This window comes from Sphingomonas chlorellae, assembly GCF_056485145.1.
Window position 1 is genome coordinate 697,688 of sequence record NZ_JBQXXM010000001.1, and the last position, 21,564, is coordinate 719,251.

The 21,564-nt window shown below is 69.0% G+C and carries 18 protein-coding genes; 14 read left to right on the forward strand and 4 right to left on the reverse strand.

Annotation, left to right across the window (positions count from 1 at the left end):
- Positions 1–196: 196 nt before the first annotated feature.
- The 3 genes from ACT3CF_RS03300 to ACT3CF_RS03310 all read left to right on the forward strand — a co-directional run bounded on the left by ACT3CF_RS03300 (position 197) and on the right by ACT3CF_RS03310 (position 5,472).
- A complete protein-coding gene (locus ACT3CF_RS03300; RefSeq protein ID WP_478420329.1) occupies positions 197–3,139 on the forward strand; it encodes a M16 family metallopeptidase in 2,943 nt (980 codons plus the stop codon).
- Between the two features lie 558 nt (positions 3,140–3,697).
- Complete coding sequence (locus ACT3CF_RS03305) at positions 3,698–4,108, forward strand: DUF2147 domain-containing protein (RefSeq protein ID WP_478420331.1); 411 nt, start codon at positions 3,698–3,700, stop codon at positions 4,106–4,108.
- 62 nt (positions 4,109–4,170) lie between these two features.
- Positions 4,171–5,472: an OmpP1/FadL family transporter gene (locus ACT3CF_RS03310; RefSeq protein ID WP_478420333.1), complete on the forward strand. Its 1,302-nt coding sequence runs from the start codon at positions 4,171–4,173 to the stop codon at positions 5,470–5,472.
- Between the two features lie 149 nt (positions 5,473–5,621).
- On the opposite strand, the gene ACT3CF_RS03315 is transcribed toward ACT3CF_RS03310, so the two are convergent.
- The 3 genes from ACT3CF_RS03315 to ACT3CF_RS03325 are packed head-to-tail and all read right to left on the reverse strand — an operon-like array spanning position 5,622 to position 10,264.
- On the reverse strand, positions 5,622–7,406 hold the full coding sequence (locus tag ACT3CF_RS03315; RefSeq protein ID WP_478420335.1) for an AMP-dependent synthetase/ligase: 1,785 nt from the start codon (positions 7,404–7,406) through the stop codon (positions 5,622–5,624).
- A gap of 43 nt (positions 7,407–7,449) precedes the next feature.
- Positions 7,450–9,207 carry a gamma-glutamyltransferase gene (gene ggt, locus ACT3CF_RS03320; protein ID WP_478420337.1) on the reverse strand — a complete coding sequence of 586 codons (1,758 nt, stop codon included), beginning with the start codon at positions 9,205–9,207 and terminating at the stop codon, positions 7,450–7,452.
- A 58-nt stretch (positions 9,208–9,265) separates the two neighbouring features.
- Positions 9,266–10,264: a quinone-dependent dihydroorotate dehydrogenase gene (locus ACT3CF_RS03325; RefSeq protein WP_478420339.1), complete on the reverse strand. Its 999-nt coding sequence runs from the start codon at positions 10,262–10,264 to the stop codon at positions 9,266–9,268.
- A 238-nt stretch (positions 10,265–10,502) separates the two neighbouring features.
- On the opposite strand from ACT3CF_RS03325, the gene ACT3CF_RS03330 reads away from it, so the two are divergent.
- The 11 genes from ACT3CF_RS03330 (at position 10,503) to ACT3CF_RS03380 (ending at position 19,640) form a co-directional block, all read left to right on the forward strand.
- Positions 10,503–11,447: a helix-turn-helix domain-containing protein gene (locus ACT3CF_RS03330; RefSeq protein ID WP_478420340.1), complete on the forward strand. Its 945-nt coding sequence runs from the start codon at positions 10,503–10,505 to the stop codon at positions 11,445–11,447.
- A gap of 18 nt (positions 11,448–11,465) precedes the next feature.
- Positions 11,466–11,960 carry an SUF system Fe-S cluster assembly regulator gene (locus tag ACT3CF_RS03335; protein WP_478420342.1) on the forward strand — a complete coding sequence of 165 codons (495 nt, stop codon included), beginning with the start codon at positions 11,466–11,468 and terminating at the stop codon, positions 11,958–11,960.
- On the forward strand, positions 11,960–13,423 hold the full coding sequence (gene sufB / locus ACT3CF_RS03340; protein ID WP_478420343.1) for a Fe-S cluster assembly protein SufB: 1,464 nt from the start codon (positions 11,960–11,962) through the stop codon (positions 13,421–13,423). The genes ACT3CF_RS03335 and sufB overlap by 1 nt, the downstream gene beginning before the upstream one ends.
- A complete protein-coding gene (locus ACT3CF_RS03345; protein ID WP_478420344.1) occupies positions 13,420–13,839 on the forward strand; it encodes a hypothetical protein in 420 nt (139 codons plus the stop codon). The genes sufB and ACT3CF_RS03345 overlap by 4 nt, the downstream gene beginning before the upstream one ends.
- 60 nt (positions 13,840–13,899) lie before the next feature.
- Positions 13,900–14,643, forward strand: a complete 744-nt coding sequence (sufC, locus tag ACT3CF_RS03350; protein WP_478420346.1) for a Fe-S cluster assembly ATPase SufC — start codon at positions 13,900–13,902, stop codon at positions 14,641–14,643.
- Positions 14,640–15,722 carry a SufD family Fe-S cluster assembly protein gene (locus ACT3CF_RS03355; RefSeq protein WP_478420347.1) on the forward strand — a complete coding sequence of 361 codons (1,083 nt, stop codon included), beginning with the start codon at positions 14,640–14,642 and terminating at the stop codon, positions 15,720–15,722. Before sufC ends, ACT3CF_RS03355 begins: the two co-directional genes overlap by 4 nt.
- Entirely contained in the window at positions 15,701–16,930 is a 1,230-nt protein-coding gene (locus tag ACT3CF_RS03360; RefSeq protein WP_478420348.1) for a cysteine desulfurase, read from the forward strand. The genes ACT3CF_RS03355 and ACT3CF_RS03360 overlap by 22 nt, the downstream gene beginning before the upstream one ends.
- Positions 16,927–17,412 carry an SUF system Fe-S cluster assembly protein gene (locus ACT3CF_RS03365; RefSeq protein ID WP_478420349.1) on the forward strand — a complete coding sequence of 162 codons (486 nt, stop codon included), beginning with the start codon at positions 16,927–16,929 and terminating at the stop codon, positions 17,410–17,412. Before ACT3CF_RS03360 ends, ACT3CF_RS03365 begins: the two co-directional genes overlap by 4 nt.
- A gap of 135 nt (positions 17,413–17,547) precedes the next feature.
- Positions 17,548–17,907, forward strand: coding sequence for a HesB/IscA family protein (locus ACT3CF_RS03370; RefSeq protein WP_478420350.1), 360 nt, complete (start codon positions 17,548–17,550; stop codon positions 17,905–17,907).
- Between the two features lie 124 nt (positions 17,908–18,031).
- Positions 18,032–18,499: a GreA/GreB family elongation factor gene (locus tag ACT3CF_RS03375; protein ID WP_478420351.1), complete on the forward strand. Its 468-nt coding sequence runs from the start codon at positions 18,032–18,034 to the stop codon at positions 18,497–18,499.
- A gap of 97 nt (positions 18,500–18,596) precedes the next feature.
- The gene (locus ACT3CF_RS03380) at positions 18,597–19,640 is read left to right on the forward strand and encodes a right-handed parallel beta-helix repeat-containing protein (protein ID WP_478420353.1); all 1,044 of its coding nucleotides are present in this window, start codon (positions 18,597–18,599) and stop codon (positions 19,638–19,640) included.
- Between the two features lie 18 nt (positions 19,641–19,658).
- Here the strand turns inward: ACT3CF_RS03380 and ACT3CF_RS03385 are convergent, their stop codons facing one another.
- The gene (locus ACT3CF_RS03385; RefSeq protein ID WP_478420354.1) at positions 19,659–21,425 is read right to left on the reverse strand and encodes an asparagine synthetase B family protein; all 1,767 of its coding nucleotides are present in this window, start codon (positions 21,423–21,425) and stop codon (positions 19,659–19,661) included.
- Positions 21,426–21,564 lie beyond the last annotated feature (139 nt).

Below are 21,564 nucleotides of genomic sequence, written 5' to 3' on the forward strand. Positions count from 1 at the left end.
GGGATGCGGGGCCTGCCGCGATTGCGTCATGTGCAACCGGGGCAGGGCGGCGGCGTCGCGCGCACGGTTGGTTCCGGCGTTTCGCTCCGGCGGCTCGTTGCGGCAGTTCGTCGATCGGTCTGTACGGATCGGTTCGTACATCGGCGGGCAAGGTGGCGGCTGGCATGGCCGGCGCATCGCGTCTACACGAGGTGCCATGCGTCTTTTCCTGCGGCTGCCGCTGCTCGCCACGATCTTCGTTGCCGGCCTGACCCCGGTGATCGTCCCGCCCGTCGTCGCCCAGACGACGCAGGCCCCCGCCACGCCGGCCGCGCGGCCGGTGCAGACCGCGGACGATCCCTGGCTCTACAAGGGCAGCGACCTCGTCCATGACGACAAATGGAAGTTCGGGCGGCTTTCGAACGGGTTGCGCTATGCGGTGCGCAAGAACGGCGTCCCGCCGGGGCAGGTTTCGGTGCGCGTCCGCATCGATGCCGGGTCGTTGATGGAGCAGGACAGCGAGCGCGGCTATGCGCATCTGCTCGAGCACCTGACCTTTCGCGGATCGGTATTCGTCCCCGACGGGGAATCGAAGCGGATCTGGCAGCGGCTGGGCGTGACCTTCGGATCGGACAGCAACGCCAGCACGACCTTTACCCAGACGGTCTACAAGCTCGACCTGCCGACTGCGACGCCCGCGGGCCTCGACGAGAGCTTCAAGATCCTGTCGGGGATGATGAAGGGCCCGGCGATCACCGCCGCCGCGCTGACCGCCGAGCGACCGGTGGTGATGGCCGAACAGCGCGAACAGCCCGGGCCGCAGGTGCGGTTGCAGGACGCGATGCTCGACCTGATCTTTGCCGGACAGCCGGTGTCGCAGCGCGAGCCGATCGGGACGACCGAGACGCTGCTCGCCGCGACGCCCGAGAGCGTGCAGGCGTTCCACGACCGCTGGTATCGGCCCGAACGCACGGTGGTGATCGCGATCGGCGACGTCGATCCCGCCCAACTCGAGGCGCTGGTCCAGAAATATTTCGCCGACTGGCAGGGCAAGGGTCCGGCCCCCAAGAACCCCGATTTCGGCAAGCCCGAGGCCGATCATCCGGTCGCCGCGAGCGTCGTCGAGCCGGCGTTGCAGCCGCTGGCGCTGATGGCGATCGTGCGGCCGTGGACCGTCTATGCCGACACGGTGATCTTCAACCAGAAGCGGATGGTCGACATGGTCGCGATCCGCATTCTCAACCGGCGGCTCGAATCGCGCGCACGTGCCGGTGCCAGCTTCATCGCGGCGGGCGCCGACCTGGACGACATCGCGCGTTCGGCCAATGTGACGACCGTGCAGGTGCTGCCGGTGGGCGACGACTGGGAAACCGCGCTGCGCGACGTGCGGGCGGCGATCGCGGCCGTTCAGGCGGCGCCGCCGACCCAGGCCGAGATCGACCGCGAGCTCGCCGAGATCGAATCGGGCATGAAGCAGCGGATCGCGACCGCCCCGGTCGAGGCCGGGATGAAGATCGCCGACGACTTGGTGCAGGCGGTCGACATCAACGAGACGGTGACGACGCCCGAGGCGTCGTATGACATTTTCCGCACCGCCGTCGCGGCGAAGATGTTCACCCCGGCGACGGTCCAGGCGGCGGCGCGGCGCGTCTTTTCGGGCGTCGCGGTGCGTGCGCTGGTCAACGCGCACAAGCCCGACCCGGCGATCGTGACCAAGGTGGCGAGCGCGCTGCAGGCCGATGTGAAGGCGGCGTCGGGCAAGCGCAAGTCGCTCGACAAGATCAGCTTTGCCAGCCTGCCCAAGCTGGGCGCGCCGGGCAAGGTGGTCGAGCGGACCGAGCTGTTGCCCGATTTGCAGATCGAGAAGCTGCGCTTTGCCAACGGCGTCAACCTGATCCTGCGCAAGGACCCGAGCGAGACGGGCAAGGTCTATGTCAACGTGCGGTTCGGCCATGGCCGCCGCGCGATCCCCGGCGACCGGCCGACGCCCGCCTGGGCCGGCGAGATGGCGCTGGTGGCGAGCGGCATCGGCACGCTGGGGCAGGAAGAGCTGGATGCGCTGATCGGCAAGCGCCAGATGGGCTTCGACTTCGACATCCAGGACGATGCGTTCCGGTTCAGCGCGCAGACCAACAAGGACGACCTGGCCGACCAGTTGCGGCTGTTCGCGGCCAAGCTGGCGGCGCCGGGGTGGGACGCGGGGCCGGTCAACCGCGCCAAGGCCGGCGTGCTGGCGAGCTATGCCGGGCTGTCGGCGTCGCCCGACGCGGTGCTGGGACGCGACCTGGAGCGACTGCTCCATTCGGGCGATCCGCGCTGGGGCGTGCCGAGCCGCGAGACGATCCAGGCGACGACGCCGCAGACATTCCGCCAGTTCTGGGCACCGTTGCTCGCCAGCGGTCCGATCGAGGTCGAGATTTTCGGCGACATGGATTCGGACGCGGCGGTGAAGGCGGTGGCGGCGAGCCTGGGCGCGCTGAAGCCGCGCCCGGCCGCGGCGCCGGCGGGCGACGCGGCGCGCTTTCCCGCGCATGTGGCGACCCCGGTGCGGCTGACGCACGAGGGCAAGCCCGACCAGGCCGCGGCGGTGATCGCCTGGCCGACGGGCGGCGGCAGCGCGGGCCTGACCGAGAGCCGCAAGCTCGACCTGCTCGCCGCGGTGTTCCGCGACCGGCTGATCGACCAGCTGCGCAGCAAGGCGGGCGTCAGCTATTCGCCCAATGTCGCGAGCGACTGGCCGGTGGGGATGGACAATGGCGGCAAGCTGATCGCGCTGGGGCTGGTGCCGCCCGAAAAGACCGGCTTCTTCTTCGAGCTCGCGCGCGGGATCGCCGCCGACCTGGTCGCCAAGCCGATCGACGAGGACGAGCTGAAGCGCGCCCGCACGCCGTTGTGGCAGCAGATCATCCGGCTTTCGAGCGGCAACATGTTCTGGCTGCGGCTGGTCGAGGGCGGCAGCTTCGATCCGGCGCGGATCAGCGCGGTCAACACGCTGGCGCCCGACATCGTGCGCACGACGCCCGCCGAGCTGCAGGCGCTCGCGGCCAAATATCTGCGCCCCGAACGCGACTGGACGCTCCAGGTCGTGCCGCAGAACGCGGCGCCTCCCGCCGCAGCGGCTGCGGCAGCGGCACCGACGGCCCCCGTCGCCGGACGCTGAGCCCGATTGACCCGACCCGACGGGGCCGCCGGTCACGCAACCGGCGGCCCCGTTGTGCGTAGACGCCGGCGTGGGCCGGTCCGCGTGCCCGCGTGCCCGCGCGTGCTGGGGGCGGGCGGACGGCGGACCCAGGGCGGACCGGGCTGGATCGAAATCGCGGTCTGGCGCATGAAGGGCGGCAGCGGGGGGTATAATTTTTTCGTTATGCCCCTGACGTTACGTCCGCGTGGAACTTTGGCCAGTTTCGGGTGCAGGGTACGGGAACCCCTAAGGGAATTTGCGGATCGCTCTCTTGATTGGTGAATAGATTCGCGGTTAGAGCTTCCGCGAATCAAGGGATGTGGCGGCAGGGTCGTAGCCTGCGCTGTGCCGCCGCAGCGACCGGCCGGCCGGCCTGTCGCATGTCCTGTGGGAGAGGGTGCCGCCCGGTGCCCGCACCATGGCGATCCGCGGCAGAGGATCGGGGCAGCGTACCCCGGCCCGCGCGGAACGCCACGCTCCGACAGGGGCAGCCCTTCCGAGACCGCAACAGCGGCGCGGGCATGAGGAGAGGTTTGAATGCTGGTTACTCTGTTAGGGGTCGCCCTTGCCGCCGCCGCGCCCCAGGGGCCCGATGCCGCCATCGGCCGCTGGAAGACGCAGACGCGCAACGCCATCGTCGAGATCGAGCGCTGCGGCACGTCGATCTGCGGCCGCATCCTGACGTCGGACGCGCTGCGCACCAATCCCGACACGCGCGACACCAAGAATTCCAACGCCGCGCTGCGCAACCGTCCGTTGCGCGGGCTCCAGATCCTGAGCGGCTTCAAGGCTTCGGGCAACGGCTGGACCGGCGGCCAGATCTACAATGCCGAGGACGGCCGCACCTATAGCGCCGACGTGACGCCCGAGGGCGCCGACCAGCTCAAGGTCCGCGGCTGCGTGTTCCGCCCGCTGTGCCGTACCCAGACCTGGACCCGGCTGCGCTGATCGAAGCCTTTTCAGCGCTTTGACGACCAATTTCCGATAAACCGATTTTCGAAAGACCAAGCATGTCGCCCTTCAAGACCTCGCTCGTCGCCGCTTCGGCGCTCGTTTCGTGCCTCGGGTTCGCCGGCGCCGCCCACGCCCAGGGCTTTTACCTTCAGGAACAGTCGGCGCGCGGCGCGGGCCGCGCCTTTTCGGGTGAAGTCGCCGACACCGGCGCCGGCTCGCTGTGGTGGAACCCCGCCTCGATCGCCGGCACGGCCGAGGGCGAGGCGATCGTCAACGTCGCCGGCATCCTGCCGCACGGCAAGGTCGAGGACCGCGGCACCGTGATCCGCCGCCCGGGCGGCGCGTTCGCCCCCGTCGGCGGCGACGGCGTGGCGCGCAACCCGATCAACAACGGCGTGCTGCCGTCGGGATCGTTCGCCTATCCGCTGAGCAATCGCGTCGCGCTGGGCCTGGCGATCACGTCGCCGTTCAGCTTCACCACCGATTATGACGCGAACAGCTGGGCGCGCTATTCGGCCGACCGCACCAAGCTGCTGACGATGGACATCCAGCCGTCGATCGCGGTCGCGGTGACCGACTGGCTGCGCGTCGGCGCTGGCGCCAACATCGAATATACCGACGCGGCGCTGAGCAACGCGCTGCCCAACCTTGCGGCTGCGCTGCCCGATGGCAAGCAGGAGCTGAAGGGCAATGGCTGGGATCTGGGCTGGACCGCAGGCTTCCAGCTCCACAACGACTTCGTGACGGTGGGCTTTGCCTACAAGTCGGCGATCAAGCACCGGCTGAAGGGTTCGCTGGAGATCAGCGGGCTGCAGGGGCCGCTGGCGGCGCAGAACCGCAAGCTGGACGACATCCACGCCAATTTCCACACCCCCGGCCAGCTGATCGTCGGTGCGCGGTTCAACGTGACCCCCAAGCTGGCGCTCAACACGCAGCTGACGCGCTTCAGCTGGGACAAGTTCGACGCGATCCGGCTCGAGGCGCCGCTCAACACCGCGATCCCCGAAAACTATCGCGAGACGTGGAGCGTCGCCGCCGGCCTCGACTATGCCGCAAGCCCCAAGCTGACGCTGCGCGCGGGCGTGCAGAGCGCGCAGACTCCGACCCGCGACGGCGAGCGCGATGCGCGCGTGCCCGACGCCAACCGCTGGAACTTCGGCCTGGGCGGCTCGTACAAGGCGACGCGCAACCTGACGATCGACACCGCGGTCAACTATATCGACTTCGAGGATGAATCGATCGACCGCCCGACCGCGGCCTATGTCGGCACGCCGGTGCAGACGCCGATCGGCGTTTCGGGCACGCTGCGCGACGCCCATGCATTCGTGCTGTCGCTCGGCGCGCGCATGACCTTCTGAGGCACGCGAGGGGCGGGCGACCGCCCCCCGCCGCCCAAACGAGAAGGGCCGCCCTCCCGATCCGGGAAGGCGGCCCTTTTTCGTGGTTCCTGCGGCCCAATTTCGCGGCCGGGCGGGCCGGTTTCGCGGCCCCGGCGCAGGCCGCGCGCTCAGTAGAGCGCGTCGAGCCGTTCGCCATAGGCGGCACGCAGGACGTGCCGGCGGATCTTGAGGCTGGGCGTCAGCTGCTCGTTCTCGATCGAGAAGGGCGCGTCGGCGACGATGAACTTGCGCACGCGCTCGATCACCGAGAGATCCTTGTTGACGCGTTCGACCGCCGCACCGAGCGCGGCCTTGAAATCGGGATCGAGCGCGAGGCTGTGCGTGTCGCAGCGGGCGCCGGTGCGGGCGCAGTATTCCTGAATCCATTCGGCGTCGGGGACGATCACCGCGGTCATGTAGGGCCGCTTGTCGCCATAGATCATCGCCTGCATGATCTCAGGCTGGAGCGTCAGCATCCCCTCGACCTTCTGCGGCGCGACATTGTCGCCCTTGTCGTTGACGATGATGTCCTTCTTGCGGTCGGTGATCTTGATCCGGCCCTTGTCGTCGATGAGGCCGATGTCGCCGGTGTGGAGCCAGCCATCGCGCAGCACGCGTTCGGTCTCCGCCTCGTTGCGCCAATAGCCGTGCATCACCAGCTCGCCGCGCACCAGGATCTCGCCGTCGTCGGCGATGCGGACCTCGACCCCTTCGAGCGGCGGGCCGACCGTGTCCATCTTGAGCCCGGCGCGGGGCCGGTTGCACGAGATGATCGGCGCGGCCTCGGTCTGGCCATAGCCCTGGAGGAAGGTGAGGCCGAGCGACTGGAAGAAGATGCCGACTTCGGGGTTGAGCGGTGCGCCGCCCGACACCATCGCCTTGATCCGCCCGCCGAAGCGCTTGGCGAGCTTGGGTCGCAGCGTGGCGTTGAGGAACAGGTCCATCGGCGCGTCGAGCGCGCCCGTGCGGCCCGCGGCGCGGCGGCCGCCGATCCGCACCGCGCGATCGAGCAGGAAGTTGGCGAAGCGCCCCTGTTTTTCGACGGTCTTGCTGATGCGCGTGCGCAGCACCTCGAACAGCCGGGGGACGACGACCATGATCGTCGGGCGTACTTCCTCGATGTTCGAGGCGAGCTTTTCGAGCCCTTCGGAATAATAGATCTGCCCGCCGAGCGCGATCGGGAAATACTGGCCCGCCGTGTGCTCATAGGCATGGCTGAGCGGGAGGAACGACAGGAAAATCTCGTCGTCCCAGCCGAAGTCGTCGGCGATGAGCGCGGTACAGCCCTCGACATTGTGCAGGATCGCGCCGTGATGCTGCATCACGCCGCGCGGGCTGCCGCCGGTGCCGCTGGTGTAGATGAGGCAGGCGAGGTCCGAACGCGCGAAGCTCGCCTCGGCAGCGATCGTGGCCGGGTCGGTGGGATTGCGTGCGATCAGTTCGTGCCAGCTGTGGAACTCCATCGCCCCCGACTGGCCGGCGCGCAGATCCTCGATCCCGATCACCATTCGCGCGCTCGACGAACGCAGCGCGGCGGGAAGCAGCGTGCGCGCGAGCTTGGCGGTCGAGACGACGATCGCGCAGGCGCCCGAATTCTCGATGATGTGCTGGTGATCGCGTTCGGTGTTGGTGGTGTAGGTGGGCACCGTGACGCAGCCCGCCGCCATGATCGCAAGGTCGGTCAGGCAGAATTCGGGGCGGTTTTCGCACACCAGCATCACGCGGTCGCCGCGCTTGAGCCCCAGCGACTGGAGCCCGCGCGCGAGCGCGGCGACGCGGCGGGCGGCCTCGGCCCAGCTGATCGCGTGCCATTTGCCCGCTGACTTTTCCCACAGAAAGGGGCTGTCGCCCTTTTCGTCGGCGCGGGTGAAGAACATCCGCACCAGATTGTCGAAGCGTTCGAGCCTGCGCATATCTCTCCTTGCCGCGGCGCCTCTCAGCGGCCGCGTTTCATGATTATTCCGGGCGGGCGGGCGGCGCGACGCGCCGGATTTCGGTCACGACCCCGTCCTCGCGCACCGCAACGCCCTCGCTGCGCGGATCGGCGGCGCCGACCCAGCGGTCGCCGACGCGCTCGATCGCGTTCGCCTTGAGCCCCAGCGGCGCCGACTGGACGCGTTCGCCCATCGCCTGAAGCGCGGGGAGCATCGCGTCGAGCTGCGTCCCCTGTTCGGCGGTCGCGACGGGGCCGGGGGCATAGAGCAGCCCGAGCCCGATCGCATCCTGTGCCGAGAGTTTCCAGTCGATCACGCCGACGATCGCCTTGGCGACCTGGGCGATGATCGTCGATCCGCCCGCGGCGCCGAGCGCCAGCCGCACCTTGCCGTCGGGGCCGTAGATGATCGTCGGCGCCATCGAGCTGCGCGGACGCTTGCCGCCCTCGACACGGTTGGCGACGAGATAGCCGTCCTTGACCGGCGCAAGATCGAAATCGGTGAGCTGGTTGTTGAGGAAGGTGCCGTTGACGGTGAGGCCCGAGCCGAAATAGCCCTCGACCGTCGTCGTCACCTCGACGACGTTGCCGCGCCGGTCGACCGTGACGAGATCGGTCGTTCCGGCGACCTCGCTCGCCGGAACGCGCTGGCGCGGCGGCGCGCCGGCGGGGGTTCCCGCCTCGACGCTCGCCATCGTGCGGTCGGGGGCGATCAGCGCCGAGCGCGCGGCGATATAGTCGGGCGCGAGCAGCCCGGCGACGGGCACCTGGACGTGATCGGGATCGCCCAGATAGCGGTCACGATCGGCATAGGCGAGGCGCGAGCTTTCGGCGAACAGGTGCCACGCGGTCGGCGAATCCTTGCCGAGCGACGCCATGTCGAAGCGTTCGAGCTGCTTCAGGATCATCAGCACGGTGATGCCGCCCGACGAGGGCGGCGCCATGCTGCACACGCGATAGGCGCGATAGGTGCCGCACAGCGGCGCGCGGTCCTTGGCCGAATAGCTGGCGAGATCGCCGAGCGTCATCATCGACGGGTTGCGCGACGCGTTGTTGACGGTGGCGACGATTTGTTGCGCGACCGGGCCGACATAGAAGGAATCGGCGCCGCGGCGTGCGATCTGGCGCAGGAACGCGGCCTGTTCGGGATTGCGCAGCACGGTGCCGACGGGCAGCGGCTTGCCGTCCGGTCCGAAGAAATGCGCGCGCCCCCAAGCATCCATGTGCCCGGCATAGCGGGCGAGCCCGCCCTGGAGGCGCGGCGTGATCGCGAAACCCTGTTCGGCGAGGCGGATCGCCGGTTCGAACAGGCGCGCCCAGGGCAGCCGGCCCGAGCGCCGGTGCGCAAGCTGCATCATGCGCAGCGCGCCGGGGACGCCGACGCTGCGCCCGCCCGGAACCGCGGCGGCATGGCTGAGCGGCTTGCCGTCGGGGCCGAAGAACCAGCGGTCGTTGGCGGCCATCGGCGCGGTCTCGCGGCCGTCGATCGACTGGATCGTGCCGGTGCGGCCGTCGTGCAGCATCATGAAGCCGCCGCCGCCGATCCCCGAGCTTTGCGGTTCGACGACGTTGAGCGCGAGCATCGTCGCGATCGCCGCATCGGTGGCCGAGCCGCCGGCGCGCAGGATCTCTGCCCCGGCCGCGGCGGCGCGCGGATCGGCGGCGCTCACCATGCCGAGCTGCTTTTGCGATGCCGGCGCCCGGTGCGAAGGACGGGCCAGCGCGGGCGGCGCGAACGCCACCGCGAACAGCGCGACGGCAAGGGGTGCGATCCGTTTCATCGCGCAACGCTAGCCAGATTTGCGCGGCGACGCAAAGTCGTCGCGCGTGCGGGGCGGATCAGCGCAGCCCGGCGACGATCCGGCGCGGGAGCCCGGGCCCTTCGAAGATGAGCGCCGAGTAGAGCTGGACCAGCCGCGCGCCCATGTCGAGCCGGCGCTGTGCCTCGTCGGCGCTGTCGATCCCGCCCACCGAGATGATCGGCAGCGCCCCGGCGGCCGATTCAAGCGCCTCGGCCAGCTTGGCGCGGGCGCGCTCGACGAGCGGGCGGCCCGACAGGCCGCCGGTCTCGCCCGCATGCGGCGAGCGCAACGGCGGGCGGGCGATCGTCGTGTTGGCGACGATCAGCGCGTCGAGATGATGATCGACCGCCGCGCGCACCGCATCGTCGACCCCTGCGCGATCGAGATCGGGCGCGATCTTGAGGAAGAGCGGACGGCGGGTTCCGTCGGCCAGCATGCGCGCGCCGTCGGCGGCGGCGAGCAGCTCGTCGAGCGCCGGCCTGGACTGAAGGTCGCGCAGGCCGGGCGTGTTCGGCGAACTGACATTGATCGTGACATAATCGGCGAGCGGCGCAACGCGCGCCACGCCGATCGCGTAATCGGCGACGCGATCGGCCGAATCCTTGTTGGCGCCGACATTGATGCCGAGGATGCCCGGCCGGCGCGGCAGCGCGGCGACCCGCGCCAGGGCCGAATCGATGCCCCGGTTGTTGAATCCCATGCGGTTGATGATCGCGGCGTCCTCGACCAGCCGGAACAGGCGCGGGCGCGGATTGCCCGGCTGGGGACGCGGCGTGAGCGTGCCGATTTCGACCGATCCGAAACCCAGCGCGAACAGCCCGGCGATCGCCTCGCCATCCTTGTCGAGCCCCGCGGCCAGCCCGACGGGGTTGGGAAACCGCAGCCCGGCCAGTTCGACCGCATGGCGCGAATCGGCGGCGGGAGGATTTCCGAACGGCGCCCCCAGCGCCCCCCAGGTGCGGAGCGTCCGAATCGCGGCATGGTGCGCGGCCTCGGCATCGAGGCGGAACAGGGCAGGGCGAAGGAAATAAGCCATCGCCGCCGGCCTATGCACCGGGAATTGCGCCGATCCAACCCGTTGCATGTCGGATTTGTCCAATACAGCCGTTCGTGGGCGCGCTAGAGAGGCGATGCGACCCGAGGGGTTTCCGCTTCAACAGGGGGAACCCTTTCTACTTAGGCCCGACCGGCTTGCCGGTCGGGCCACTTTTCCTTGTGCGCAACTCCATGTATATCGGACGAGAGTTCAGGGAGCGTGCAGGAGCGCAGCAACAATGCAGGTCGCTGCAAAACGAAAGCCGGCATTTGTCGACTCGTGCGTTGATTCGCTCCCGTCGATCGAGGTCAAGCGGGCCAAGGGCCGGCTGCTGCCGCACGTCGACACCTATTATCTGTTCCGCTGCGATGCCGACATGGTCGAGCGTTCCGAGCGAGTCGATCTGGGGCAGATCCGCTTCCTGATTTCGGGCGAGGGGCAGTTCGTCTTTCCCGACGGCCATGTCGAACAGGCCAAGCCGATCATGGTCGCCGGACCGGGCACCGCCGCCGCGACCTATACGCTGCGCGGCCCCGTGACGTGCTTCGGCGTCAACCTGCGCGCGATCGGGTGGAAGGCGCTGATCGGTATCCCGGCGAACAAGGTGACCGACCACATCATCGACGGTCGCAAGCTGTTCTGCGAACAGGCGCCGCTGCTGCTCGAACGGTTGCGCACCATGACAACGCTGGAAGAGATGGTCAGCGCGATCGCGCCGCTGCTCATCATGCGCCAGGAAGAGGTCAAGCCGGTTCCCGAGGCGCATTTCCCGTTCCTGCGCGCGGTGCGCGAATGGGCGGCGACCGACAATTGCACGATCGACCAGCTCTATGCCGCGATCCGCACGTCGAGCGGGCTGGGCGAACGGCAGGTCCAGCGACTGTGCCTGGAATATTTCGGCGGCTCCCCCAACCAGTTGCGCCGCAAGTTCCGCGCGATCCGCGCCGCGATGAAGCTGTACCAGGGCGCGTCGATCGACGAGGTGGTCGAGCCCTTTTCCGACCAGTCGCACATGATCAACGAGGTCAAGCACTTCACCGGCCATACCCCGACGTCGCTGCGCGCGCGGCGCGACCCGGTGCTGGCGGCGACGCTTTCGAGCGAAACCTTCCACTTCCTGCCCGACGTCATTCCGGAGGAGGTTGATTTCCGTCGCAAGGGAGCCCAGATGCAATCGGACTGACTTTGTCCGATTGGAATCATGCGACTCTCCAGCCTTGCCGATTATGCCGTCGTGATGATGGCCGCCGCGGCCCGCCGTTGTGGCGGGGCGTCGCGGCTGAACGCGACCGCGCTGGCGGACGAGACGGGATTGCCGTTGCCGACGGTGCAGAAGCTGGTCAGCCGCCTTTCCGCCGCCGGGCTGATCGAGAGCGCGCGCGGATCGGGCGGCGGGTTTCGGCTGGCGCGTCCGCCGGCGGCGATCAGCCTGGCCGACATCGTCGAGGCGATCGAGGGGCCGATTGCGCTGACCTCGTGCGTCGAGGAGGGCCGCCACGATTGCTCGGTCGAGGGGGCATGCCGGGTTCGCCCGCACTGGAATGCCGTCAACGGCGCGGTTAAGGGCGCGCTCGCGGGCATCAGCCTTGCCAGCCTGACCGGGCGCGCCGCGGCGCCGGCGAGTGCCGACGCACCTTCCCAAACTTCCTCGCAACTGGGCTCCGGCCTTGGCCGGGGCGCCGGAGTTACTGTCTGATGGCCACCAAGAATGCAGAGGCGCTCGCCGCCGCCAACAAGAAATATGAATGGGGCTTCGCGAGCGACGTCGAGCAGGAGTTCGCGCCCAAGGGGCTGAACGAGGACATCGTCCGTTACATCTCGGCGAAGAAGCGCGAGCCCGAATGGATGCTCGAATGGCGGCTGAAGGCGTTCCGGCTGTGGCAGACGATGACCGCGCCCGACTGGGCCAAGCTCGACGTGCCGCCGATCGATTATCAGGACGCCTATTATTACGCCGAGCCGAAGAAGAAGCCCGAGCTGAAGAGCCTGGACGACCTCGATCCCGAGATCCGGCGCACCTATGAAAAGCTGGGCATCCCGATCGAGGAGCAGAAGGTGCTTGCCGGCGTCGAGGGCGCGCGCAAGATCGCGGTCGACGCGGTGTTCGACAGCGTGTCGGTCGCGACGACGTTCCGCGAGGAACTGAAGGCGGCGGGCGTCATCTTCTTGTCGATCAGCGAGGCGATCCGCGAATATCCCGAGCTGGTGCAGAAGTGGCTTGGGCGTGTGGTGCCGCAGCGCGACAATTATTTCGCGGCGCTCAACAGCGCGGTCTTTTCCGACGGCACCTTCGTCTATGTGCCCGAGGGCGTGCGCTGCCCGATGGAGCTTTCCACCTATTTCCGAATCAATGCGGAGAATACCGGCCAGTTCGAGCGCACGCTGATCGTCGCCGACAAGGGCGCGTACGTCTCCTATCTCGAAGGCTGCACCGCGCCGATGCGCGACGAGAACCAGTTGCACGCCGCGGTGGTGGAGCTGGTCGCGCTCGACGATGCCGAGATCAAATATTCGACCGTCCAGAACTGGTATCCCGGCGACGAGAACGGCAAGGGCGGCATCTACAATTTCGTCACCAAGCGCGCGCTGTGCCAGGGCCGCAATTCGAAGGTGAGCTGGACCCAGGTCGAGACCGGATCGGCGATCACCTGGAAGTATCCGAGCTGCGTGCTCGCGGGCGAGAACTCGGTCGGCGAATTCTATTCGGTGGCGGTGACCAACAATCGCCAGCAGGCCGATACCGGCACCAAGATGATCCATCTGGGCAAGGGCAGCCGCTCGACGATCGTGTCGAAGGGTATCTCGGCCGGGCGCAGCGACAACACCTATCGGGGCCTCGTTCGCGTGGCGGCGAGTGCGGAGAATGTCCGCAACTTCACCCAGTGCGACTCGCTGCTGCTCGGCGACCAGTGCGGCGCGCACACCGTGCCGTACATCGAGGTGAAGAACCCGAGCGCACAGATCGAGCATGAGGCAACGACGAGCAAGATCAGCGAGGACCAGCTCTTCTATGCCATGCAGCGCGGGCTGGACCAGGAAGCGGCGGTCGCGCTGATCGTCAACGGCTTTGCCAAGGAAGTGCTCCAGCAACTGCCGATGGAGTTCGCGGTCGAGGCGCAGAAGCTGCTCGGCATCAGCCTGGAAGGAAGTGTGGGATGAGTATCGCGTTGGCACTGGCGCTGGTTGCCGCGCCCCAGGCAGGCGTCACGGTGGAAAAGGTGCCGCAGATCGGCGTGGCGACGCGGCTGGCGCGCTGCATTGTGCGCCAGGTCGGCGTCGCCCCCGCCGACGCCGCGGCGCGCACGCGCGCGGTCGAAGCCGCGGTGAAGGCGTGCCGCGCCTTTACCGAGGCCGATTTCGAGGCGGGCCGGATCACGCTGGCCGGGCGTCCGGTGTCGCGCGGCTGGTGGAGCCGGATGCAGCAGAGCCTCGATGCGGTGCAGGCCGACGTCGCCGCCGCGATCCGCACGCCGGCCCAATATACGGTGCGATGGAAGCTCGACGATGGAAAGCTGGTCGACGCCTATGACGCGCAGGACCTGAAAGCGGTGACGCTGGTGACGGTGCCGCTCTGACCCTTGGTCGCACCCCGGTCGGGCCCGGGGCAGAACAGACACGAACAGGAATGAAGTGACATGCTGAAGATCGACAACCTCCACGCCGAGGTCGACGGCAAGGAAATCCTGAAAGGGTTGAGCCTTGCGATCGGCGCGGGCGAGGTGCACGCCATCATGGGGCCGAATGGCGCGGGCAAGTCGACGCTCGGCTATGTGCTCGGCGGGCGCGACGGCTATTCGGTGACGTCGGGGACGGTGACGTTCGACGGCGCCGACCTGCTGGCGATGGACGCGCACGAGCGCGCCGCGGCGGGGCTGTTCCTGGGCTTTCAATATCCGGTCGAGATCCCCGGCATTTCCAACCTGCACTTCCTGCGCGAGGCGCTGAATGCGCAGCGGCGCGCGCGGGGCGAGACGCCGGCGTCGGGCGGCGAGTTCCTGAAGCTGGCGCGCGCGCAGGCGACGGCGCTGGGGATGGACGCCGAACTGCTCAAGCGGCCGGTCAATGTCGGCTTTTCGGGCGGCGAGAAGAAGCGCAACGAGATGGTGCAGATGGGCATCCTGAACCCCAAGCTCGCCATTCTCGACGAGACCGACAGCGGCCTCGACATCGACGCACTGCGCGCGGTGGGCGAGGGGATCAACCGGATCATGCGCGCGCCCGACAAGGCGGTGCTGCTGATCACCCATTATCAGCGGCTGCTCGATTACGTGAAGCCGGACTTCGTCCATGTGCTTGCCGACGGCCGCATCGTGCGTTCGGGCGGCCCCGAACTCGCGCTCGAACTGGAGCGCGAAGGCTATGCCGGAGTGGCGGCGTGAGCACGCTGACGCTGCCCTCGTCCCGGTCGGAGGCGTGGCGTTGGGCCGACATGGACGCGCTGCGCGCCGCCGCGGAGAGCCCGCAGGCGCCGGCGGGCGTGAACCCGGCCGACCTGTTCCTCGACATCGACGGTCCGCGCCTGTGCTTCGTCGACGGCGTGTTCGAGCCCGCGCACAGCCGCCCCGGCCCGGTGGAGGTCACGCGCCATGTCCCGACGACCGACCATGCGCTCGGCAGCCTTGCGATCGGCGAGGGGTGGACGCTGCACCTCGGCCCCGAGCATGCGGCGATCCGTATCCAGATCGTCCATCTCGGCACCGGCGGGGCCAACCATGTCCCGGCACGCATCCAGCTCGCCGACGACGCGGTGGCGAGCGTCGTGGAGACGTTTGCCGGCGCCGGCTGGGCCAACCGGCTCACCGCGATCACGCTCGGCAAGGGCGCGCGGCTGATGCGTTCGGTACGGCTGGTGCAGCGCGAGGGCTTTGTCTCGATCCGCGACGAGGCCGAAGTGGGCGAGGCGGCGAGCCTGGTATCGATCTTTCTGGGCGCGGGCGGCATGGGCAGCCGGATCGACGGCGCGCTGACGCTGACCGGCAAGGGCGCCTTTGCCGAAATGGGCGGCGCGTTGCTCAGCCGCGCAGCGCAGAAGCAGGAAGCGGCCGTGGCGGTGCGCCACGACGCGGTCGAAGGCACGTCGCGCCAGTTGTGGCGCGCGGTGGCGGCCGACCAGTCGACGGCGAGCCTTGCCGCCCGCGTCGAGGTGGCGCGCGGGGCACAGCAGACCGACGGCGAACAGTCGCTGCGCGGCCTGTTGCTCCAGCGCACCGCGACGGTGAACCTGAAGCCCGAGCTCGAGATCTTTGCCGACGACGTGAAGTGCGCGCACGGCGCGACGGTGGGCGAGCTCGACAAGCGCGCGCTGTTCTATCTGCAGAGCCGCGGGATCGAGGCGGCACGGGCGAAGGCGCTGCTGACGCACGCGTTCGTTGGCGATGCGCTCGCGCGGATCGGCGAGGACGCGGTGCGCGAGGCCTTTGCGGCCGATGCGATCGGATGGCTGGAGGCGGCGCTGTGAGTGTGCTCGCGACCGCGGCTCCGCTCGACGTGCTGGCGGATTTCCCGGCGATCCCGGCGGGCTGGGCGTATCTCGATACTGCTGCTACCTCGCAGAAGCCGCAGCCGGTGATCGATGCGATCACGCGGGCCTATGGCGAGACCTATGCCACCGTCCATCGCGGCGTGTACCAGCGCTCGGCCGACATGACGCTCGCCTTCGAGGCGGCGCGGGCGCGGGTGGCGAAGTTTATCGGCGGCCGGACGGAGGAAGTGGTGTTCGTCCGCGGCGCGACCGAGGGGATCAACCTTGTCGCGCAATGCTATGCTGCGACCCGGCTGAAGGCGGGCGACCGCATCCTGCTCTCCGCGCTCGAGCATCACTCCAACATCGTGCCGTGGCAGATGGCCGCCGAGAAGATCGGCGCGCAGATCGACGTGGTGCCGCTTACCGCCGACCACCGCATCGACCTCGACGCGATGGCGGCGATGCTGACCGACCGGCACAAGCTGGTCGCGCTCGCGCATGTCTCCAACGTGCTCGGTTCGGTTCTTGACGCCAAGCGCGCGACCGAACTGGCCCATGCCGTGGGGGCGAAGATCCTGATCGACGGGTGTCAGGCGGTTGCTCGCCTGCCGGTCAACGTCGCCGAGCTCGGCTGCGACTTCTACGTCTTTTCGGGACACAAGCTCTACGGCCCGACCGGGATCGGCGTGCTGTGGGGGCGGTACGAGTTGCTCGACGCGATGCCCCCCTATCAGGGCGGCGGATCGATGATCGATCGCGTCACTTTCGCCAAAACGACCTATGCCCCGCCGCCGGGCCGTTTCGAGGCGGGCACGCCGCACATCGTCGGCGTGGTCGGGCTGCATGCGGCGATCGATTACGTGGACGGGATCGGGCTCGAGCGCATCCATGCGCACGAAACCGCGCTGGTGACCGAGACGCGCGCGGCGCTTGCGGCGCTCAACAGCGTGCGGCTGTTCGGGCCGGAGGACAGCGCCGGCATCGTCAGCTTCGCGGTCGAGGGCGTGCACCCGCACGACGTCGCGACGATCCTGGACGAGGGCAATGTCGCGATCCGCGCCGGGCATCACTGCGCCCAGCCGCTGATGGATCTGCTGGAGGTTCCCGCCACCGCGCGGGCGAGCTTCGGCGTGTATAACGGGCCGGCGGACGTCGCCGCGCTCGTCAAGGGTATCGAACGGGTGACGAGGATCTTCGGATGAACGAAGAACGCAGGATCGTGGTGGAAGAGGTCGACGCGGTTGCACCGCCGCCCAAGGCGCGGGTCGACCAGGCCGATGCCGCCCAGCCCGCCGATGCCGAGGCGGGGAGCCGCAAGCGCGATTACCTGGCCGGCTTCCTGGCGCAGCCGCCCCAGGCGCATCCCGAAGGCGAGCCCGGCGGCGCGCTGTACGAATCGGTGATCGACGCGCTGCGCGAGATCTATGACCCCGAAATCCCGGTGAACATCTATGATCTCGGCCTGATCTATGGCCTGGAAATCACCGCCGACGGCCATGCGACGGTGACGATGACGCTCACCACGCCGCATTGCCCCGTTGCCGAATCGATGCCGGGCGAAGTCGAGCTTCGCGTCGGATCGGTGCCCGGGATCGGCCATGCCGAGGTCAATCTGGTCTGGGATCCGCCCTGGGATCCACAGAAGATGTCCGACGAGGCCAAGCTGGAACTGGGAATGCTGTGATCGCCGGCGCCCCTTCGGTCGACGAAGGGGTTGGGCGCGGCGATGCGGCTTCCAATATAGGGAGCGCCCGCGCATGATGGGCGCCATTCCCCGTTCCTTCCGCCCGCGTGGCGGGAAGGCAGGCGAGAGACCGAGATGACGACCGAGACCAAGCTTCGCCAGCGCCCCGCGGCGCTGAACCTGACCCCCGCCGCCGAGGCGCGGATCGCCGCGCTGATGGCGAACGCGCCCGAAGGCGTGGTGGGCGTGAAGCTGTCGACGCCGCGGCGCGGCTGTTCGGGGCTGGCCTATTCGGTCGACTATGTCACCGAGGCAAAGCCGTTCGACGAGCGGATCGATACGCCCGGCGGCACGTTCTTCGTCGATGGTGCGTCGGTGCTGTACCTGATCGGATCGACGATGGATTGGGTCGAGGACGATTTCACGTCGGGTTTCGTCTTTCACAACCCCAATGCCAAGGGAACATGCGGTTGCGGCGAGAGCTTCACCGTTTGATCTGACCCCGCCGGGACGTGCGGGCCGGCGGTCCCGCCCCCCGGTACCCCCAGACCCTATAACCAGAACGGCGTGACCGGCATGGCCGGTATGCGCCCGATCACCGTCAAGAGGATGTGTTGAAATGAGCGTCGCGTTTCGCCGCGATAATGACGAGGAACACAAGGAACCTCGGTTCGAGATCCCGTTGCCGCCCGGACCCAACATGGTCACGGTGCGCGGGCTGGCGTTGATCCGCGAGCGGCTCGCCGCAGCCGAGGCGGCCGTGGCGGCGGCCGAGGACGACGAGGCGCGCGAGGCGGCGCGGCGCGAGCTGCGATACTGGAACACGCGCGCGGGGACCGCGCAGCTTGCCCCCGCGCCCGAGCCCGATACCGTCGCGATCGGCACGCAGGTGCGTTTCCGGTTGGCGGGGCGCGAGCGGACGATCGCGATCGTCGGTCACGACGAGGCCGAGCCGCACGCCGAGCGCATCGCCTTTTCCGCCCCGCTTGCCCAGGCGATGATCGGTGCCGAGGTCGGCGAGCGCGTCGATTTCAACGGACGCCCCGAAGCGATCGAGGTGATCGCGGTCGAGCCGCTCGACGACTGAGCCCCGCGGGCGCGGCCCAAAACGGGACTTCGCTCCCGGCGCGGCCGCGCCTATCCTGACCGCGACGGACCACGGGTTGCGCGGAGGAAGATCGGTCATGCGACGGACAACAGCACACCGCCCTGCGGCACGCATCCGCGCGGCGGCGGCGATCGGTGCCGTTGCGCTTGCGCTCGGGGCGGGGGCGGGCGGCCTGGGCGCACGCGAGCCTGCGGCGCAGGCTGCCGCCGGCGGTTTCGTGATCGCGGAGACCGGCCAGCGCTTCGGCACGCTGGCGGCGGCCGTCGCCGCGCTGAACGGGCGCGACGGCACCATCCGGGTCGCGCCGGGCCGCTATGCTGATTGCGCGGTCGTGACCGGCGGACGCGTTCGCTTCATCGCCGAGGAGCCCGGGCGCGCGGTGTTCGACGGCGGGATTTGCGAGGGCAAGGCGACGCTGGTGCTGCGCGGGCGCGCGGCCGAGGTCGACGGACTGGTGTTCATGCATACGCGCGTGCCCGACGGCAACGGTGCGGGCATTCGGATCGAGACCGGCGACCTGACGGTCCGCAATGCGATGTTCCTCGATGCCCAGTCGGGGATCCTGTCGGCGCGCGATCCCGCCGCGACCATCACGATCGACCATTCGACCTTTGCCGGGCTGGGCAAGGACCCGACGGGCACCGGCGCGCATGCGGTCTATATCGGCGATTATGGCGCGTTGCGCATCACCGCCTCCCGCTTCGAGCGGGGCACCGGGGGCCATTATGTGAAGAGCCGGGCGCCGCGGGTGGAGATCAGCGGGTCGAGCTTCGACGACAGTCGGGGGCAGGACACCAATTACATGATCGACCTGTCCAACGGCGCGACCGGACGGATCGCGGGCAACAGCTTCGTCGTCGGCCCGAACAAGGAAAACCATATGACGCTGATCAGCGTCGCGCCCGAAGGCGTCGTTCATCCGTCGGCGGGGCTGGTGGTCGAGGCCAACGACGCACGGCTGGCACCCGCGGCGCACTGGTCGATGGCGCTGGTGCGGAGCTGGACGCGCGAGCCGATCGTGGTGCGCGGCAACCGGCTGGGGACGGGGATCGCACCCTTTGCCGACATGAGCCGCGGTGCCGGGCTGATCGAACGCGTGCGCGCGCGGCTGGGCGTCTGATCGCGCAGCCCTGGGCGCTCAGCCTTGCGGATCGAGGCGGCCGCCGAGCCGGGCAGCCAGATATTCGAGGCACGCGATCCGCCGGAGCAACGCGCTGTCGGCGATCCGTTCGACGCGGAACCAGCGGCGCATGACGGGCAGGTCGAGGTCGATCACCCGGCCCAGATAATCGGGCGACAACAGCCCGCCATGCTCGTCGGTCATGGGGCGGAGCCGGCGCTGAAGCGCATAGCTTTGCGCGCGCAGCCAGGGCGGACGGAGGCGCGTCGACCATTCGGCGAGGCGGTGGCGGAAACCCGGCGGCACGTCGAAGGCATGGCCATAGGCGGAGGGCTGGGCGGCAAGCATGGGATCGATTGCGGCAATCAGCGCGGCCTCGAACGCGCCTGCCTGTTTGAGCCGCATCGGCAATTGCAGCGCCGCCGCGACGACGCGGTGGTCCAGAAACGGCATGGCATAGGGGCCGTGGCGCCCCTCGATGGCGATCTCGCGCCCGAACAGCGAGCGGCAGCGGACGCGCGGATAGAGCTGTTCGATCCGGGTGCGCGACAGCGGCTGATCGCGCCCGCCGGCGCCGAGCGCGGCGCGGAGCTTGGCCGTGATGGCGCCAAGGAATGCGTCGCGATCGAACGCGCCTGTCAGGTCGTCGGCCAGGAAACGCGCGAAAAAGCTCTGTGTCACCGCGCCGGCGCGCATCCGGCGGTCGGCGAGGAAGAAGAAATCGCGAAACACCTCGCCGCATCCGCCCGAGATCGCGAGCGCGCCCGCGGTGTGGCGTGCGTCGAGCGCCGCGGCATTGCCGCCGTTATCGAACAGGTTGCCGAAGTTGGGCAGCCCGTCGAACCGATCGAAATTGGCCGCCACCTGCCCTGGAAAGGCATCGGGCGTGATCGGCGCGCGGTTCTTGTCGGTCCAGGCGACGTCGAAACCCAGTTCGGCGCCGATCGCCCGCGCGACGCGGACATCGGCGCTGGTTTCGGGGCCATAGACATAGACCTGCGGCCGCACGCCCGCCGCGCGGAGCAGCGCGAGGACCAGTCGTGAATCGAGTCCCCCCGATAAGGGGGCGTGGACCGCATTGCCGAACTGCGCCGCGATCGCGTTCGCCTGTGCCTCGAGCGGCGCCCGGAGCTGTGCGATGCGCTCGCCGAGCGGCATGTGCACCGGCGCTTCGGGGAGCGGCCGGGGGCCGCCGTGCGTGGTCGATGCGCCGCCGGGCAGCAGCTCGACCATCGATCCCGCCGCAAGCGTGCGGATTTCGGCAAGCACCGTGTCGTCGCCGACCGGGACGACGTTGAAGGCGAATTCGTACACCGCCTGCGTGTCGAAGCGCAGCCGCGGCTGCGCCTGTGCCGCGGCGAGAAACGAGGTGGAGAACAGCGTATTCGGGAGGTCGCGATAAACCGGCCAGGTGCCGAAGAAATCGCCGATCAGGAAGGTGCGGCCGCCGCGGTGAAGGACAAGCGCAAACTCGCCGGCCAGCCGGTCCCAGTCGAGCAACGGCGTCGGGCGCGCGGGATCGATCATGGCGAGCAGCGCGGCGAGCGCGGGCGCGCCGAAGCGGCCGTCGACGCTGATCGTGCCCGCCGCGGCGGCCCAGTCGGCCCCCTGTTGCACGAAGCCGGCAGGGCCGCCCGCGATCGCATCCCAGTGGCGGATGGCCCAGCCGGACACCGCGAGACGGCGCGGTGCGGCAAAGCCGTGACGTGCGAACTGCGCCTCGGCCGATGCCAACCCGGCCGGATCGGCGTCGGCGCCGGTATATTGCAGATGGAAACCGCCCATGCAGAGCGCCCTAAAGCCAAAGGCTTAAAGTTTTCAGCCCGGCAGCGCCCGCGCGGCAGCCGATCGTGCTGCTTAACGCGATCGCAACCGCGGCGATGGCATGGCGGGCGGCGTGATGCCGTGCGCCCCGCCTTTCATC